The sequence below is a fragment of the Sphingomonas sp. ACRSK genome (genome assembly GCF_022346685.1).
Classification (GTDB): Bacteria; Pseudomonadota; Alphaproteobacteria; order Sphingomonadales; family Sphingomonadaceae; genus Sphingomonas; species Sphingomonas molluscorum.
Genome location: NZ_JAKRNR010000001.1, coordinates 118,166 through 133,710, shown reverse-complemented (window position 1 = coordinate 133,710; position 15,545 = coordinate 118,166). Strand labels below are relative to the sequence as shown.

The window sequence follows — 15,545 nt, the reverse complement described above, 5'->3', positions numbered from 1 at the left end:
CTCACCGTTTGTCTCGAGCAGGGATCGAGCTTGTCGAGAGCCCATGTCGAGAGAGCCGCGGCCGGTTTCTCGAGACGCCGTCTCGACAAGCTCGACGGCTCCTCGAAACAAACGGGAAGGGTTTCAACCCACCCGATCGAGCCGCGCGATGAAGAAGCCGTCGAGACCGCCCTGCTCGGCGAGCATCCCCGGCAACGTGCGCACCCAGCCCTTCGGATCGGGCGCGATGCCCTCCGGCAGCAGTTCGGGCGCGGCCGGCACCAGGCGGTAGTCGGCATGCTCGGCAAGGAAGCGCTCGACCTGCGCCTCGCCCTCCTCGCGCTCCAGCGAGCAGGTGGCGTAGACCAGCCGGCCGCCGGGCTTCACCCATTCGGCGGCACGGGCGAGCAGGCGGGCCTGCAGTTCGGCGGCCTCGGCGATCACCGCCGGTCGCACGCGATGGAGCACGTCCGGGTGCCGGCGGAAGATGCCGGTGGCACTGCACGGCGCGTCGAGCAGCAGCGCGTCGACCGCCTCCCTCGGTTTCCATTTGAGCGCGTCGGCGGCGACCACCTTCGCGGACAATCCGGTGCGCTCGAGATTCTCGGACAGGCGGGCGAGCCGCTTCTCCGAGACGTCGAGCGCGGTCACGTCCCAGCCGGCGGCGGCGAGCTGCAGCGTCTTGCCGCCCGGCGCCGCGCACAGGTCGAGCGCGGTGCCGGGGCCGTCGCCCAGCAGCCGCGCGGGCAGCGAGGCGGCGAGATCCTGCACCCACCATTCGCCTTCGGCAAAGCCGGGAAGTTCAGGGACGGTCGCGAAGGCAGGCACGCGGCGGTGACGCGGCAGCAGCGACATACCCTCAACGGCCGTGGTGTCGCCGCGCAGGCTGAGGTCGATCGGCGGCGGGGAGGCGATGGCGACGCGCGCGGCTTCCGCCACGTCCTCGCCCCAGGCCGCCTGCCAGCGCAGCCAGGCGGCGGCGGGGAGCTCGGGAATTTCAGGCAGCGTCGCGTTCCGGCGCATCAGCGTGCCGAACACGCCATGGACCAGCTTGCGCGGGCCGCCGTCGACCAGCGGCAGCACGGTTGCGATCGCGGCGTGCGGCGGCGTGCCGAGCGCGAGCGCCTGGACGAGCGCGATGCGGAGCGCAAAGCGTGCCTTGGCATCCTCCGGCAGCGGCCGCGCGGTTGCCGAGTCGATCAGCGCGTCGAGGTCGGGCAGCCGGCGCAGCGCCTCGCTGACGATCGCGTGGACCAGGCCGCGGTCCTCGCGGCGGTCGAGCCCGGTGGTGGCGCGGTCGAGTGCCGCTTCCAGGGCGAGGCCGCGACGCAACACGGCGTCGAGCAGGCGAAGGGCGGCGCGTCGGGCGGGGACGCCGGGCGGTTCGGGGGCGAGCTGGGGCCGCGCCATCAGCGATGCCGTCCGTGCGGCCGCTGCCGCATGCCGTGGTTGCTGTGCTTCACTTGATCCCAAGCCTTTCGCCGCCGATGTGGGGGCTGCATCATTATCGGAGAGTCCCATGGGCCAGCGACCGCCCCACGTGAAGCCACCCGAGCATCTTTCCAAGAGTCCGCCGGTGCCGACGCCGGAACCGGTCGTGCCGCCGGCCGCCGATCCGCTGGGCAGCAACCCGGTGCGCTACGGCGATTGGGAGCTGAAGGGCGTGGCGGTGGATTTCTAGGGCTCCGCACCGCTCGAAACTCCCGTGCTCCTGCGAAGGCAGGAGCCCAGAGTACCGCGCGATGCACCTCGTGGCCCTGGGCTCCTGCTTTCGCAGGAGCACGGGGTGAACGCGAGCCGCCTTACTTCGGCAGTTCGTCGCCGCGAGCGCGGTAGAATTCCTCGACCGCCTTCCAGCCTTCCTCGGCGGTCTCGCAGAAGGTGATGAGGTCCAGGTCGCGCGGCGAGATCACGCCCTCGTCGCACAGCGCCTCCAGGTTGACGACGCGCTCCCAGAATTCGCGGCCGTAGAAGAGCACGGGGATCGGCTCGACCTTGCCCGTCTGGATCAGCGTCAGCAGCTCGAAGCTCTCGTCGAAGGTGCCGAAGCCGCCTGGGAACACCGCCACCGCCCGCGCACGCAGCAGGAAGTGCATCTTGCGCAGCGCGAAATAGTGGAACTGCATCGACAGCGAGGGCGTGACATAGGGGTTCGGCGCCTGTTCGTGCGGCAGCACGATGTTGAGGCCGACCGACTCGGCGCCCGCCTCGCTCGCACCTCGGTTCGCGGCTTCCATGATCGAGGGGCCACCGCCCGAGCACACCACGAAGTGACGCTTGCCGTCTTCCGACTGCGGGAAGTTGCTGGCGAGGCCGGCGAGCTCGCGGGCGACGTCATAATATTTTGACTTGGCGATCAGCCGCTCGGCGATGCGCTTGGCGCGATCGTCCTGCGCGAGTTCCAGGAGCGCACCGGCCTTGCTCGGCTCGGGAATGCGGGCGGAGCCGTAGATCACGAAGGTGGAGGCGATGTTCGCCGCGTCGAACACCAGCTCGGGCTTCAGCAGCTCCAGCTGGAAGCGGACCGGGCGCAGGTCCTCGCGCAGCAGGAAGTCCATGTCCTGGAAGGCGAGGCGGTAGGACGGATGCTCCGTCTGCGGCGTCGAGATCTGGGTGCGGGCGCTTTCGGCCTCGTGCTTGGCGTCGCGAAATACGCGCGACGGAACTCGGGTATCGGTCATGACACTTCCTGCAACAGCCAAGGCGGGCGGGGCGCGCGCTTGGCGAAAGCGGACCAATCTAGAGCGGCTGGGCGCGCACGCAAGCTAGCGGCAGAAATCTCCGCGTCCGCCCATGTCGAAATGAAGGTGGTTGTAGTGGGCGGCGTTGTAGTCCGGCCCGAGCACCGTCTTGAAGCGGCGGCAGGCGGAGCGGTGCACCACCTGCAGGAACTGCTGCACCGCCGGGTCGCCGGAGCGCCAGCCCTGTTCGATGCTGATTCGGCGCCCGTCGGCGAGCACGAAGCCGCCGATGTCGATCGCGTTGGCGAGGCCGTGCTGCGACAGCTTGGCCGATCCGGCAGCGCCCTGTCCGACGATGCCGCGGCACACGTAGCTGCCATAGCTTTCGATCCGCACCACGTCGCTGCCCAGGATCTGGCGGGCGGCGGGGCCGACGCCGTACTGGACCCAGCCGACAAAGGCGCGCGCGGTGGGACAGCGGATCGCCTTCAGGCCCGCGGTGGGCGTGCCGAAGTCGATGAGCTGCACGGCGCCCAGCACCAGGCAACCCCCGCCATAGTCGCGGTCGGGCAGCGGGCTGAACCGGACGCCGGCGCGCGACAGGTCGGCGAAGCATTGCTGCGTGCCGGGCGGAGTCTGGCCGGTCAGCGTCACCGGACCGCTGCCGCGTGGCCGCGGCGCCGGACGCCGCTCCTCCCGCCCCCCGCCGAAAATGCAGGCCGTCAGTAGAAAGGGCAGCAGCAGGGTGAAGAAGCGACGCGAAACCAAGTGCATGGGCAGGGGTGTAGCGGAGGTGGCGACTCCAGCGCCACCCGGTCGAAGGCGCAGGTGCCTCGTCCTGCCGCCTTTCCGAGCTACCCAATTCGCGTAACGCGTTGACATGCTCCGCCACGCCGTTAGGGCCGTCGGCGGGCCACGCTGTCCCAACGCAGCGCGTGCTCTCTGTGAGGAGAGACTATTTTGACGGATACGATTTCGGTTCCCGCCACCGGTGCGCCTGCCGCACCCGCGAAGCCCGCCACCAAGCCGGCACGCCCCCATTTCTCCTCTGGTCCCTGCGCCAAGCCCCCGGGCTGGTCGCCCGAGAAGCTCGCTACCGAGGTCCTCGGCCGCTCGCACCGCTCGAAGCTCGGCAAGGCGCGGCTGCAGCGCGCGATCGACCTGACCCGCGAACTCCTCCAGGTCCCCGACACTCACCGCATCGGCATCGTTCCCGGCTCCGACACGGGCGCCGTCGAGATGGCGATGTGGTCGCTGCTCGGTGCGCGGCCGGTGACGCTGCTCGCCTGGGAAAGCTTCGGCGAGGGCTGGGTGACCGACGCGGTCAAGCAGCTCAAGATCGAGCCGACCGTGCTCAAGGCGCCCTATGGCGAGATCGTCGACCTGACCCAGGTCAGCCCCGAGCATGACGTGATCTTCACCTGGAACGGCACCACCTCGGGCGTGCGCGTGCCGAACGGCGACTGGATCGCCGACGACCGCGGCGGCCTGACGATCGCCGATGCGACCTCGGCCGTGTTCGCGATGGACCTGCCGTGGGACAAGCTCGATGTGGTCACCTTCTCGTGGCAGAAGGTGCTGGGCGGGGAAGGCGCGCATGGCGTGCTGATCCTGGGCCCGCGCGCGGTCGAGCGGCTGGAAAGCTACACCCCGGCCTGGCCGCTCCCGAAGATCTTCCGCATGACCAAGGGCGGCAAGCTGATCGAGGGCATCTTCAAGGGCGAGACGATCAACACGCCGTCGATGCTCGCGGTCGAAGACGCGATCTTTGCGATGGAATGGGCGCAGCACGCCGGTGGCTTGAACGGCCTGATCGCGCGCTCGACGGCGAACGCGACGGCGCTTGGCCGCATCGTCGAGGCGCGCGACTGGCTGGACCACCTGCCGGCCGACCCGGCGATCCGCTCGAACACCAGCGTCTGCCTGAAGCTCGTCACCGATGCGGATGCCGAGGCGCAGGGCGCGATGGTCAAGAAGATGGCGTCGCTGTTGGAGGCGGAGGGCGCGGCGTTCGACATCGCCGGCTATCGCGACGCCCCGGCGGGCCTGCGCATCTGGTGCGGCGCGACCGTCGACACCGCCGACATCGAGGCGCTCGGCCCGTGGCTCGACTGGGCCTGGGAGCAGGTCAAGCCCGCCTGATCTCCCGTGCCCCTGCTTGAGGCAGGGGCCCAGGGCCGCAAACGCCTGCGCCCGTGACCCTCGGCTCCTGCCTTTGCAGGAGTGCTGCATCTTCTTTCCAAGGACCTTCCCATGCCCAAAGTCCTCATCTCCGACAAAATGGATCCCAAGGCCGCCCAGATCTTCCGCGAGCGCGGGGTCGAGGTGGACGAGATCACCGGCAAGACGCCCGAAGAGCTGAAGGCCATCATCGGCCAGTATGACGGCCTCGCCATCCGCTCTTCGACCAAGGTAACCAAGGAAATCCTGGACGCCGCGACCAACCTGAAGGTCGTCGGCCGCGCCGGCATCGGCGTCGACAACGTCGACATTCCGGCGGCCTCGGCGCGCGGCGTGGTGGTGATGAACACCCCGTTCGGCAACTCGATCACCACCGCCGAACATGCGATCGCGCTGATGTTCGCGCTCGCCCGCCAGCTGCCCGAGGCCGACGCCTCGACCCAGGCCGGCAAGTGGGAAAAGAACCGCTTCATGGGCGTCGAACTGACCGCCAAGACGCTGGGCCTGATCGGTGCGGGCAACATCGGTTCGATCGTTGCCGACCGTGCGCGCGGCCTCAAGATGAAGGTTGTCGCCTTCGACCCGTTCCTGACCCCGGAACGCGCGATCGAGATGGGCGTGGAGAAGGTCGACCTCGACACGCTGCTTGCGCGCGCCGATTTCATCACGCTGCACACGCCGCTCACCGACCAGACCCGCAACATCCTGTCGGCCGAGAATCTCGCCAAGACCAAGAAGGGCGTGCGCATCATCAACTGCGCGCGCGGCGGCCTGATCGACGAGGCGGCGCTGAAGGCGGGGCTCGATTCGGGCCACATCGGTGGCGCGGCGCTCGACGTGTTCGTCACCGAGCCGGCCAAGGAGTCGCCGCTGTTCGGGACGCCCAACTTCGTGTCGACGCCGCACCTGGGCGCATCCACCACCGAGGCGCAGGTCAACGTCGCCATCCAGGTCGCCGAGCAGATGGCCGACTTCCTGGTGTCGGGCGGCGTCACCAACGCGCTCAACATGCCGTCGCTCTCCGCGGAGGAAGCGCCCAAGCTCAAGCCGTACATGGCGCTGGCCGAAAAGCTCGGGAGCCTGGTGGGCCAGCTGGCCCACGGCGCGCTGACCTCGATTTCGATCGAGGTCGAGGGTGCGGCCGCCGAGCTCAACCAGAAGCCGATCACCGGCGCGGTGCTGGCGGGCCTGATGCGGGTGCATTCGGACACGGTGAACATGGTCAACGCGCCGTTCCTGGCAAAGGAGCGCGGGCTTGAGGTGCGCGAAGTGCGCAACGAGCGCGAGGGCGACTATCACACGCTGGTGCGGGTGACGGTGCGGACCGAGGCGGGCGACCGCTCGGTCGCTGGCACGCTGTTCGGCAACCAGGCGCCGCGGCTGGTCGAGCTGTTCGGCATCAAGGTCGAGGCCGACCTTGCCGGTCACATGCTCTACATCGTCAACGAGGACGCGCCGGGCTTCATCGGCCGTCTCGGCACCACGCTGGGCGAGGCCGGGGTCAACATCGGCACCTTCCACCTCGGCCGCCGCAATGCCGGGGGCGAGGCGATCCTGCTGCTCTCGGTCGACGAGCCGGTGACGCCGGAACTCGCCGCCCAGGTTCGCGCGCTTCCGGGCGTGCGCACAGCGATGGCGCTGGCGTTCTAAAGGAGCGCACCAGCATCGTGCCCCGGCGGAGGCCGGGGCCCAGTTGGAATGGCGGCTAAGGTCCGCGCCAAGCCCCGAGCGCTCGCAACTGGGCCCCGGCCTTCGCCGGGGTACAGGTTGTGGAGCGCTACCGCTGCCAGCCAGCTTGTCGCGCGCGGGCACATCCCCTAGCTGCCGGCCATGAGACGGCGCGTCGATCCCGGCCGCCCAACAGGATGTTCTCCGATGACCGGCCTCTTGCCCGAAGGGTTCCACGACCGCCTGCCGCCCGCCGCCGATGCGGTCGCGCGGTTCGAAGGGCGCGTGCTGTCGGTCGCGCGCAGCTATGGCTATGAGCAGGTCGACCCGCCGCTCGCCGAATTCGAGGATGCGCTCGGCCGCCGGCTGAAGGCGGCACGCGCGCAGGATGCGGTGCGCTTCGTCGATCCGGTGTCGCAGAAGACGCTTGCGATTCGTCCCGACATGACCGCGCAGGTCGGGCGCATCGCCGCCACCCGCATGGGCCACCACCCGCGCCCGGTGCGGCTGTGCTATGCCGGGCCGGTGCTGCGGCTGCGCGCCTCCGACCTCGCCCAGCGGCGCGCGCTGCGCCAGATCGGGGCGGAGCTGATCGGCCTCGACAGCGTGGCGGCCGTGCGTGAGGTGGTGAGCGTGGCGGTGGAGGCGCTGGCCGCCGCGGGGCTCACCGACGTGTCGGTCGACTTCACCCTGCCGGACCTGGTCGATGCGCTGGCCGGCGGTACGCTGGCGCCGGAGCAGCTGACCGCGTTGCGCGCGGCGCTCGACGGCAAGGATGCCGGCGCGGTCGCGGCGATCGATCCCGCCTATCTGCCGCTGATCGAGGCGGCGGGGCCGTTCGACCAGGCGCTGGCGCGGCTGCGCGCAAGCGATGTTGCGGGGAGTCTGGGCAGCCGGCTCGACGGTCTGGAGGCGATCGCCGAGGCGATCCGCGGCCGCGCGGCGCTGACGCTCGACCCGACCGAGCGGCATGGGTTCGAGTACCAGAGCTGGGTCGGCTTCTCGCTGTTCGCGCGTGGCCTCAGCGCTGAGATCGGTCGCGGCGGCAGCTATGCCGTGGTGGGCGAGGACGGGAAGGCGGAGCCGGCGGTGGGCTTCTCGCTCTATGCCGATGTGCTGCTCGACGCGGGCGTCGGGGCAGACGCGCGGCGGCGGCTGTTCCTGCCGTTCGGCACGCCTGCGGAGACCGGTGCTGCGCTCAGGGCACAGGGCTGGGTGACGGTTGCGGCGCTGACCGCGGACGACACGCCCGAGGCGCAGTTGTGCACGCACCGGCTGGGCGACGCGGGGCCGGTCGCGCTGGGGTGAGGGCAGCCTTCGCCTTCTCCCGTTCGTGCCGAGTAGAGGCCGAGTAGCGCCGCCAGGCGCGGTTCGAGGGCTCGTATCGAGGTGCCTCCCCGGGGAACGCGACCTCTCGATACGCCGTCTCGATACGCTGCTGCGCAGCTACTCGACGGCTACTCGAGGCGAACGGGAGGGGGTGCTGAAAAGCTCTCCCTGCTCGGAACGGTGGGAGGGGAGGGGCTCGACGCGAGCCCCCCGAGTCTCACCCCGCCCTGGTCAGCTTCAGCAGGCGGCCGCCTTCGCCGTCCTCGATCAGCCAGATCGCGCCGTCCGGGCCCTGCTCCACGTCGCGGATGCGCTTGCCCATCGGCCACTGGTCGCCCTTGCTGGCGTTGGTGCCGTTCACGTCGACGCGGACCAGCGCCTCGCTCGACAGGCCGCCGATGAACAGGTCGCCCTGCCATTCGGGGAACATCGCCCCCGTGTAGACCAGGAGCCCGCCCGGCGAGATCACCGGGTTCCACGACACCTTGGGCGGCTCGAAGCCGTCGCCGGGCTTGTGATCGGGAATGTCGCGGCCGTCATAGTGGCTGCCGTTCGAAACCTTCGGCCAGCCATAGTTGCGGCCGGGCAGGATCAGGTTGACCTCGTCGCCGCCCTTCGGCCCCATCTCCTGCTCCCACAGATTGCCCTGAGCATCGAAGGCGAGGCCGAGCAGGTTGCGGTGGCCGTAGGACCAGACCGCGGGGTGGAAGCCGCGTCCGGTGAGGCCGGGGTCGCCCGCCGGCTTGCCGTCGAGCGTCAGGCGCAGCACCTTGCCGAGCGTCGATTTGGGATCCTGTGCGGGATCGAACTTCTGCCGCTCGCCATTGGTGAAGAACAGGTGCTGGCCGTCGGGCGCGAAGGCGATGCGGCCGGAATAATGGCCGTCGCCGGAGACGAAGGGGGTTGCGCTGAACAGCTCGGTGACGTCCTCCAGCCGGGGCCCCTTGCTGTCCATGATGAAGCGGCCGCGCCATAGCTTCACGCCCTTGCCCTTTGGGCCGGTGACCGATCCCGAGAAATAGACGAGCTTGCTGCGCGCGAAATCCGGTGCCGCCACCACATCCATCAGGCCGCCCTGCCCGGCGCTGTCTGTCTCGGGGATGCCTCCGACGGAAACGGCCGCCGCGACAGTGCCATCGTTACCGGATGAAACCCCTACCATCCGCATGCGTCCCCCCTTTTCCGTCACCAGCATCCGCCCGTCGGGCAGGAAGGTCATCGCCCAGGGGGAGTCGAGGGTGGTGACCGGCGTCACTGCGAAGGGGCGACCGTCCGTAGCAGCGGGGGCGCTGCTCGCCTGGGGTGCGCTGCCGTTGGCGATGGCAGGATCGTTGGGCGCGCCGCAGGCGGCGAGCAGGATGGCGGCGGTGGCGCAGGCGATGGTGCGATGCATGAACGTCTCCCTGTTGCTGCCTCAACGCAGGCGGCGGTGCGGCGTTGCGCAGACCCGGCGCGCGTTTCGCGCTTGTCCTGATCCGGCGAACGCCCTATATCGCGGCTGTTCTCGACATTGGAAACCTTGGCGAGGTCGGGCCCCACGGGTCCGGCGGCGGCGGGGCGTACCTTGGTTCGAACCGAACTTTAGGGACCGGCGCTTGGCCGGCCGCAACGACTGGAGCGTGGATTGGCGGACATCGCCGAACTCAACCGGCTGATCGAGCCCGAGGCGAAGGCCCTGGGGCTGGCGCTGGTGCGCGTGAAGATGTTCGGCGGCAAGTCGGACCCGACGCTGCAGGTCATGGCCGAGCGCCCCGACACCCGCCAGCTGACGATCGACGACTGCGCCACGCTGTCGCGTCGCCTGTCCGACGTGTTCGACGCGTTGGAGGCCGAGGGCCGCGACCCGATCGAGGGCGCGTACCGGCTGGAGGTTTCCTCGCCCGGCATCGATCGTCCGTTGACGCGGCTTCAGGACTTTGCCGACTGGGCAGGGCAGGAAGCGCGCATCACGCTCGCTGAGCCGATCGAGGGGCGCAAGCAGCTCACCGGCGACCTCGTCGGCGTCGAGGGCGACCAGATCACGATCGACGTCCGCAAGTTTCGCGCGATGACGATCCCGTTCGCCGCGGTCGCCGACGCCAAGCTCACCATCACCGACAAGCTCCTCGCCGCCACCCAGCCGCTCGACGCGAGCGGGGCGGACGACATCATCGAAGTAGAAGGGTAAGCCCATGGCCACTGCCGTTACCGCCAACCGCGCCGAGCTGATCGCGATCGCCGATTCGGTTGCGCGCGAGAAGCTGATCGACAAGGGCATCGTCATCGAGGCGATGGAGGACGCGATCCAGCGCGCCGCCCGTGCGCGCTATGGCGCCGAGAACGACATCCGCGCCAAGCTCGACCCCAACACCGGCGACCTGCGCCTGTGGCGCGTGGTCGAGGTGGTCGAGGCCGTCGACGACTATTTCAAGCAGGTCGACGTCGCCCAGGCGCAGAAGCTGCAGAAGGGCGCGGTCGTCGGCGACTATATCGTCGATCCGCTGCCCCCGATCGAGTTCGGCCGCATCGCCGCCCAGGCTGCCAAGCAGGTGATCTTCCAGAAGGTCCGCGACGCAGAGCGCGAGCGCCAGTATGAAGAGTTCAAGGACCGCGTGGGTGAGATCATCACCGGCGTCGTCAAGCGCGTCGAGTTCGGTCACGTCGTGGTCGACCTGGGTCGCGCCGAGGGCGTGATTCGCCGTGACCAGCAGATCCCGCGCGAAGCGGTGCGCGTCGGCGACCGCACCCGCTCGCTGATCCTGAACGTCCGCCGCGAGAACCGCGGGCCGCAGATCTTCCTGTCCCGCGCGCACCCGGACTTCATGAAGAAGCTGTTCGCGCAGGAAGTGCCCGAGATCTACGACGGCATCATCGAGATCAAGGCGGCCGCCCGCGACCCGGGCTCGCGCGCCAAGATCGGCGTCATCAGCCGCGACAGCTCGATCGACCCGGTCGGCGCCTGCGTCGGCATGAAGGGCAGCCGCGTCCAGGCCGTCGTGCAGGAAATGCAGGGCGAGAAGATCGACATCATCCCCTGGTCGGAAGACACCGCGACCTTCGTCGTCAACGCGCTGCAGCCGGCGAACGTCAGCCGCGTCGTGATCGACGAGGAAGAGGATCGCATCGAGGTGGTGGTGCCCGACGATCAGCTGAGCCTCGCGATCGGCCGTCGCGGTCAGAACGTGCGCCTGGCCAGCCAGCTGACCGCCAAGGCGATCGACATCCTCACCGAGGCGGATGCTTCGGAGAAGCGCCAGAAGGAATTCGTCGAGCGCTCCGCGATGTTCGAGCGCGAGCTCGACGTGGACGAGACGCTGGCGCAGCTGCTGGTCGCCGAAGGCTTCGGCGAGCTGGAAGAAGTCGCCTATGTCGAGGTCGACGAGCTTGCCGCGATCGAGGGCTTCGACGAGGACCTCGCCGCCGAGCTGCAGAACCGTGCGCAGGAAGCGCTGGAGCGTCGCGAGGAAGCGAACCGCGAGGCACGCCGTGCGCTGGGGGTCGACGACGCGCTGGCCGAGATGCCGTACCTAACCGAGGCGATGCTGGTCACGCTCGGCAAGGCGGGCATCAAGACGCTCGATGACCTGGCCGACCTCGCCACCGACGAGCTGGTCGAGAAGAAGCGCGCCGAGCCGCGCCGTCGCAACGACGATGCGGCCAAGCGCAGCGAGCCCAAGGGCGGCATCCTGGCCGAGTACGGGCTGTCGGACGAGCAGGGCAACGAGATCATCATGGCTGCCCGTGCGCACTGGTTCGATGACGAGGAAGCGGGCGAGGCTCCGGCCGAAGCGTCCACCGGCGAGGAGGCCGAGGCCTGATGCCGTTCGTCGACATTCGCCTGGCCGGCGCCGCCTCGCGCGAGCAGAAGGCGGCGATTGTCGCCGACGTCACGCGTTCGCTGGTCGAGCGGCTGGGCAAGAACCCGGCCGCCGTCCAGATCAACATCACCGAGCTCTCCACCGAGAATTATGGTGCGGGCGGCCAGCTGATCGCGGATCGCGATGCCGGCACCCCCCAAGCGAGGGAGGACGCGCATGCGGAACCCTCGCAATGATGCCGCTTCGGTAACCCCGCGCGCCTCCGGGCACCGCGGACAGCGCAATCCCGCCACGCCCCGGCCTCCACGTGAACCGCGCGAGGGGCCGGAGCGCAGCTGCATCCTCACCCGCGAGACGGGTGAGCGGGGCGCGCTCGTGCGCCTCGCGCTGTCTCCGGACGGCGAGGTGCTGCCCGACGTCCATGCCAAGGCACCCGGACGCGGTGCCTGGATCGGCGTCGATCGCGCGGCACTGGATGCGGCGATCGCCAAGGGCCGGCTGAAGGGTGCGCTGTCGCGCGCCTTCAAGACCCAGGCTATCACGATTCCCGACGACCTCTCCGAGCGCATCGAACAGGCGCTGCAACGCGCCGCGCTCGAACGGCTCGGGCTGGAGGCGCGTTCGGGGAAGCTGGTGACGGGCGGCGAGCGGATCGTGAAGGCGGCGCGCGGCGGCCAGCTTCACGCACTTTACCACGCATCCGACGCCGGTGCCGACGGGGCGGGCAAGCTCGCCCAGGCCTGGCGCGTCGGGTCCGATCGCGAAGGCAGTGGCGTCAGGGGATTGGAATTGCCCGTCGGGCGTACCATATTGTCCTTGGCGCTGGGGCGCGAAAATGTGGTACATGTCGGTGTGACCGACAGACCAGCGGCCAGTCGGGTCGGCGAAGCGATCGCCCGATGGCTGCACTTTATCGGACCCGTACCCTCCTCCGTGTCTTGCGAAACCGAATCGCAGGGCGCATCGGCTGCCGGAACCTCGGCCGCCGCACAGACGACGACGAAGCAGGAACTCGAGTAACGCATGAGCGAGACGGACAACGACAAGCCGAAGCTGGGCGCGCGGGCACCGCTGGGGCTGAAGCGCACGGTGGAGACGGGCAAGGTGAAGCAGAGCTTCAGCCATGGCCGCTCCAACACCGTGGTCGTGGAGGTCAAGCGCCGCCGCGTGCTCGGCCGCCCCGGCGAAGAGCAGCAGCAGGGTGCTCCTGCGGCCGCGCCCGCCCAGGAGGCCACGAGCCCGACGCCGGCGCCTGCGCCCGTCGCACCGCGTGCGCCTGCGCCCGCCCCGGCCGTGAACGCCAATGCCGGCCTGTCGCGCCACGAGCTTCAGGCGAAGCTGCTGCGTGAGGCCGAAGAGGCCCGCATGACCGCGCTCGAAGAGGGCCGCCGTCGTGACGAGCGCCTGCGCCAGGAAGCGCAGGAGCAGGAGCAGCGTCGCGCCGAGGAAAGCCGTCGCGCGGCAGAAGCGCCGGCAGCGGCGCCTGCCGAGCCGGCCGCCCCGGCCGTGGAGCCGACGCCCGAGCCCAAGGTCGAAGCCGCGCCCGCACCGGCTCCGGCAGCGCCCGAGGTTTCCGAGCCGGTCGCCGTGGCACCTGCCGCTCCGACTCCCACCCCTGCGCCGACGCCCGCACCGGCCCCCGCGGCCGAAGCGCCGAAGCCGGCTGCGCCCGCCGCTGCCGCGCCGAAGCCGGCGGCCCCTGCCGCCCAGGCACCGCGTCGTCCGGCCGCACCGCCGCGTCCGGCGCAGCCTGCGCAGCCTGTGACGGTGCAGTTCGACTCGTCGCTGCCGGCGCCGCGTCGCTTCACGCCCGTGCAGCGTCCCGAGATCCCGAAGCCCGAGCCCAAGCCCGCACCGGCCCCCGCGCCGACGCCGAGCGCCTCGCCCGCTTCGAACAACGCCGCGCCCGCCAACCGGACGGGCGCCGCCCTCCCGCCGCGTCGCAACGATGCGCCGAGCCGGCCTGCGCCTTCGCGCGACCGCAAGGGCGACGATCGCCGCCAGTCTGGCAAGCTCACCGTCACGCGTGCGCTTGGTGATGGCGACGGCGCGCGTGCGCGCTCGCTCGCGGCGCTGAAGCGCGCCCGCGAAAAGGAAAAGCGCCATTACGGCGGCCCGCGCGAGCCGCAGGCCAAGCAGGTCCGCGACGTACAGGTGCCGGAGGCGATCACCGTCCAGGAACTTGCCAACCGCATGGCCGAGAAGGGCGCCGACCTGGTGAAGGCGCTGTTCAAGATGGGCATGCCCGTCACCATGACGCAAACCATCGACCAGGATACGGCCGAGCTGCTGGTGACCGAGTTCGGCCACAACATCGTCCGCGTGTCCGACGCCGACATCGACCTGGCGCTCGACACGACCGAGGACGCACCCGAGGCGCTCAAGCCGCGTCCCCCGGTGGTGACGATCATGGGCCATGTCGACCACGGCAAGACTTCGCTGCTCGACGCGCTGCGCGGCACCGACGTGGTGCGCGGCGAGGCCGGCGGCATCACCCAGCACATCGGTGCGTATCAGGTGACGCTAAAGGACAAGTCGAAGATTACCTTCCTCGACACGCCGGGCCACGAAGCCTTTACCGAGATGCGTGCACGCGGCGCCGACGTCACCGACATCGTCGTGCTGGTGGTGGCGGCCGACGACGGGCTGATGCCGCAGACGATCGAGGCGATCAACCACACCAAGGCGTCGGGCAAGCCGATGATCGTGGCGATCAACAAGATCGACAAGCACGAGGCGAACCCGCAGCGGGTGCGCGAGCGTCTGCTCGAGCACAACGTCCAGGTCGAGGAAATGGGCGGCGAGACGCAGGACGTCGAAGTCTCAGCGCTCAAGAAGATCGGTCTCGACACGCTGATCGAGAAGATCCAGCTGCAGGCCGAACTGCTCGAGCTGCGCGCCAACCCGGACCGCCAGGCCGAGGGTGCGGTGATCGAGGCGAAGCTCGACAAGGGTCGCGGCCCGGTCGCGACGATCCTGGTCAACCGCGGCACGCTCAAGGTCGGCGACGTGTTCGTCGTCGGCGCCGAGAGCGGCAAGGTCCGTGCGCTGATCGACGACAAGGGTCGCCAGGTGAAGCAGGCGGGTCCGGCGATGCCGGTCGAGGTGCTGGGCCTGTCGGGCGTGCCGATGGCGGGTGACCTGCTGCAGGTGGTGGAGAACGAGGCGCGTGCCCGCGAAGTCGCGGAATATCGCGCCGGCGTGATCCAGCAGAAGCGCACCACCAATGCGCCCGCGAGCCTGGAGAGCATGTTCTCCGCGCTCAAGGACAAGCAGGCGATCGAATATCCGCTGGTCGTCAAGGCCGACACCCAGGGTACGGTCGAGGCGATCGTGGGCTCGCTCAACAAGATCTCGACCGACGAGATCCGGGTGCGCATCCTGCACTCGGGCGTCGGCGGCATCACCGAGAGCGATGTGACGCTGGCGGGTGCCTCGGGCGCGCCGATCATCGGCTTCAACGTCCGTCCCAACAGCAAGGCGCGCGAGATCGCCGAGCGGAACAAGGTGGCGCTGAAGTATTACGACGTCATCTACGACCTGGTGGACGAGATCCGCGCCGGCATGGCGGGCGAGCTCGGTCCCGAGGCGTTCGAGACGGTCGTGGGCCGCGCCGAGATCCGCGAAGTCTTCTCCGCGGGCAAGACGGGCAAGGCCGCCGGTCTGCTGGTGGTCGAAGGGGTCATTCGCAAGGCGCTCAAGGCCCGCATCACGCGCAACGACGTCATCATCTACCAGGGCGAGATCGCCTCGCTCCGCCGGTTCAAGGACGATGTCGCCGAAGTTCGTGCAGGCCTGGAATGCGGTGTGACGTTCACGCAGAACTTCACCGACATCAAGGCCGGCGACTTCCTTGAAACTTTCGAGGTCGAGCTGCGCGAGCGCACGCTCTGAGTATCCGTGTCACCCC

The 15,545-nt window shown here is 69.6% G+C and carries 13 protein-coding genes; 9 read left to right on the top strand and 4 right to left on the bottom strand.

Annotated elements, in window-relative coordinates:
• Positions 1–123 precede the first annotated feature (123 nt).
• Complete coding sequence (locus tag MHZ35_RS00690) at positions 124–1,389, bottom strand: RsmB/NOP family class I SAM-dependent RNA methyltransferase (protein ID WP_239433929.1); 1,266 nt, start codon at positions 1,387–1,389, stop codon at positions 124–126.
• 109 nt (positions 1,390–1,498) lie between these two features.
• On the opposite strand from MHZ35_RS00690, the gene MHZ35_RS00685 reads away from it, so the two are divergent.
• Positions 1,499–1,660: a DUF1674 domain-containing protein gene (locus tag MHZ35_RS00685; protein WP_239433928.1), complete on the top strand. Its 162-nt coding sequence runs from the start codon at positions 1,499–1,501 to the stop codon at positions 1,658–1,660.
• A gap of 121 nt (positions 1,661–1,781) precedes the next feature.
• Here the strand turns inward: MHZ35_RS00685 and MHZ35_RS00680 are convergent, their stop codons facing one another.
• Together MHZ35_RS00680 and MHZ35_RS00675 are read right to left on the bottom strand one after the other, a co-directional pair.
• Positions 1,782–2,660: an LOG family protein gene (locus tag MHZ35_RS00680; protein ID WP_125962107.1), complete on the bottom strand. Its 879-nt coding sequence runs from the start codon at positions 2,658–2,660 to the stop codon at positions 1,782–1,784.
• 84 nt (positions 2,661–2,744) lie between these two features.
• Positions 2,745–3,434, bottom strand: a complete 690-nt coding sequence (locus tag MHZ35_RS00675; protein ID WP_239433927.1) for an extensin family protein — start codon at positions 3,432–3,434, stop codon at positions 2,745–2,747.
• 186 nt (positions 3,435–3,620) lie between these two features.
• Here MHZ35_RS00675 and MHZ35_RS00670 point away from each other — a divergent pair, with 186 nt between their 5' ends.
• The 3 genes from MHZ35_RS00670 (at position 3,621) to MHZ35_RS00660 (ending at position 7,817) form a co-directional block, all read left to right on the top strand.
• Positions 3,621–4,802 (top strand): phosphoserine transaminase, encoded by a 1,182-nt coding sequence (locus tag MHZ35_RS00670; protein WP_239433926.1) that lies wholly within the window; start codon positions 3,621–3,623, stop codon positions 4,800–4,802.
• Positions 4,803–4,913: 111 nt separating this feature from the next.
• On the top strand, positions 4,914–6,491 hold the full coding sequence (gene serA, locus MHZ35_RS00665) for a phosphoglycerate dehydrogenase (RefSeq protein WP_239433925.1): 1,578 nt from the start codon (positions 4,914–4,916) through the stop codon (positions 6,489–6,491).
• Between the two features lie 225 nt (positions 6,492–6,716).
• Entirely contained in the window at positions 6,717–7,817 is a 1,101-nt protein-coding gene (locus MHZ35_RS00660) for an ATP phosphoribosyltransferase regulatory subunit (RefSeq protein ID WP_239433924.1), read from the top strand.
• A 238-nt stretch (positions 7,818–8,055) separates the two neighbouring features.
• Here the strand turns inward: MHZ35_RS00660 and MHZ35_RS00655 are convergent, their stop codons facing one another.
• A complete protein-coding gene (locus MHZ35_RS00655; protein WP_239433923.1) occupies positions 8,056–9,231 on the bottom strand; it encodes a PQQ-dependent sugar dehydrogenase in 1,176 nt (391 codons plus the stop codon).
• A 231-nt stretch (positions 9,232–9,462) separates the two neighbouring features.
• Here MHZ35_RS00655 and rimP point away from each other — a divergent pair, with 231 nt between their 5' ends.
• From rimP to infB, 5 genes are read left to right on the top strand one after another with little or no spacing between them, the layout of a single operon-like run.
• Entirely contained in the window at positions 9,463–10,005 is a 543-nt protein-coding gene (gene rimP, locus MHZ35_RS00650) for a ribosome maturation protein RimP (RefSeq protein ID WP_132883002.1), read from the top strand.
• A 4-nt stretch (positions 10,006–10,009) separates the two neighbouring features.
• Positions 10,010–11,635: a transcription termination factor NusA gene (gene nusA, locus MHZ35_RS00645; RefSeq protein ID WP_125962113.1), complete on the top strand. Its 1,626-nt coding sequence runs from the start codon at positions 10,010–10,012 to the stop codon at positions 11,633–11,635.
• Positions 11,635–11,871, top strand: a complete 237-nt coding sequence (locus tag MHZ35_RS00640) for a tautomerase family protein (protein ID WP_125962114.1) — start codon at positions 11,635–11,637, stop codon at positions 11,869–11,871. Before nusA ends, MHZ35_RS00640 begins: the two co-directional genes overlap by 1 nt.
• A complete protein-coding gene (locus MHZ35_RS00635) occupies positions 11,852–12,655 on the top strand; it encodes a DUF448 domain-containing protein (protein ID WP_239433922.1) in 804 nt (267 codons plus the stop codon). Before MHZ35_RS00640 ends, MHZ35_RS00635 begins: the two co-directional genes overlap by 20 nt.
• 3 nt (positions 12,656–12,658) lie before the next feature.
• Positions 12,659–15,529 (top strand): translation initiation factor IF-2, encoded by a 2,871-nt coding sequence (gene infB, locus MHZ35_RS00630; RefSeq protein ID WP_239433921.1) that lies wholly within the window; start codon positions 12,659–12,661, stop codon positions 15,527–15,529.
• Positions 15,530–15,545 lie beyond the last annotated feature (16 nt).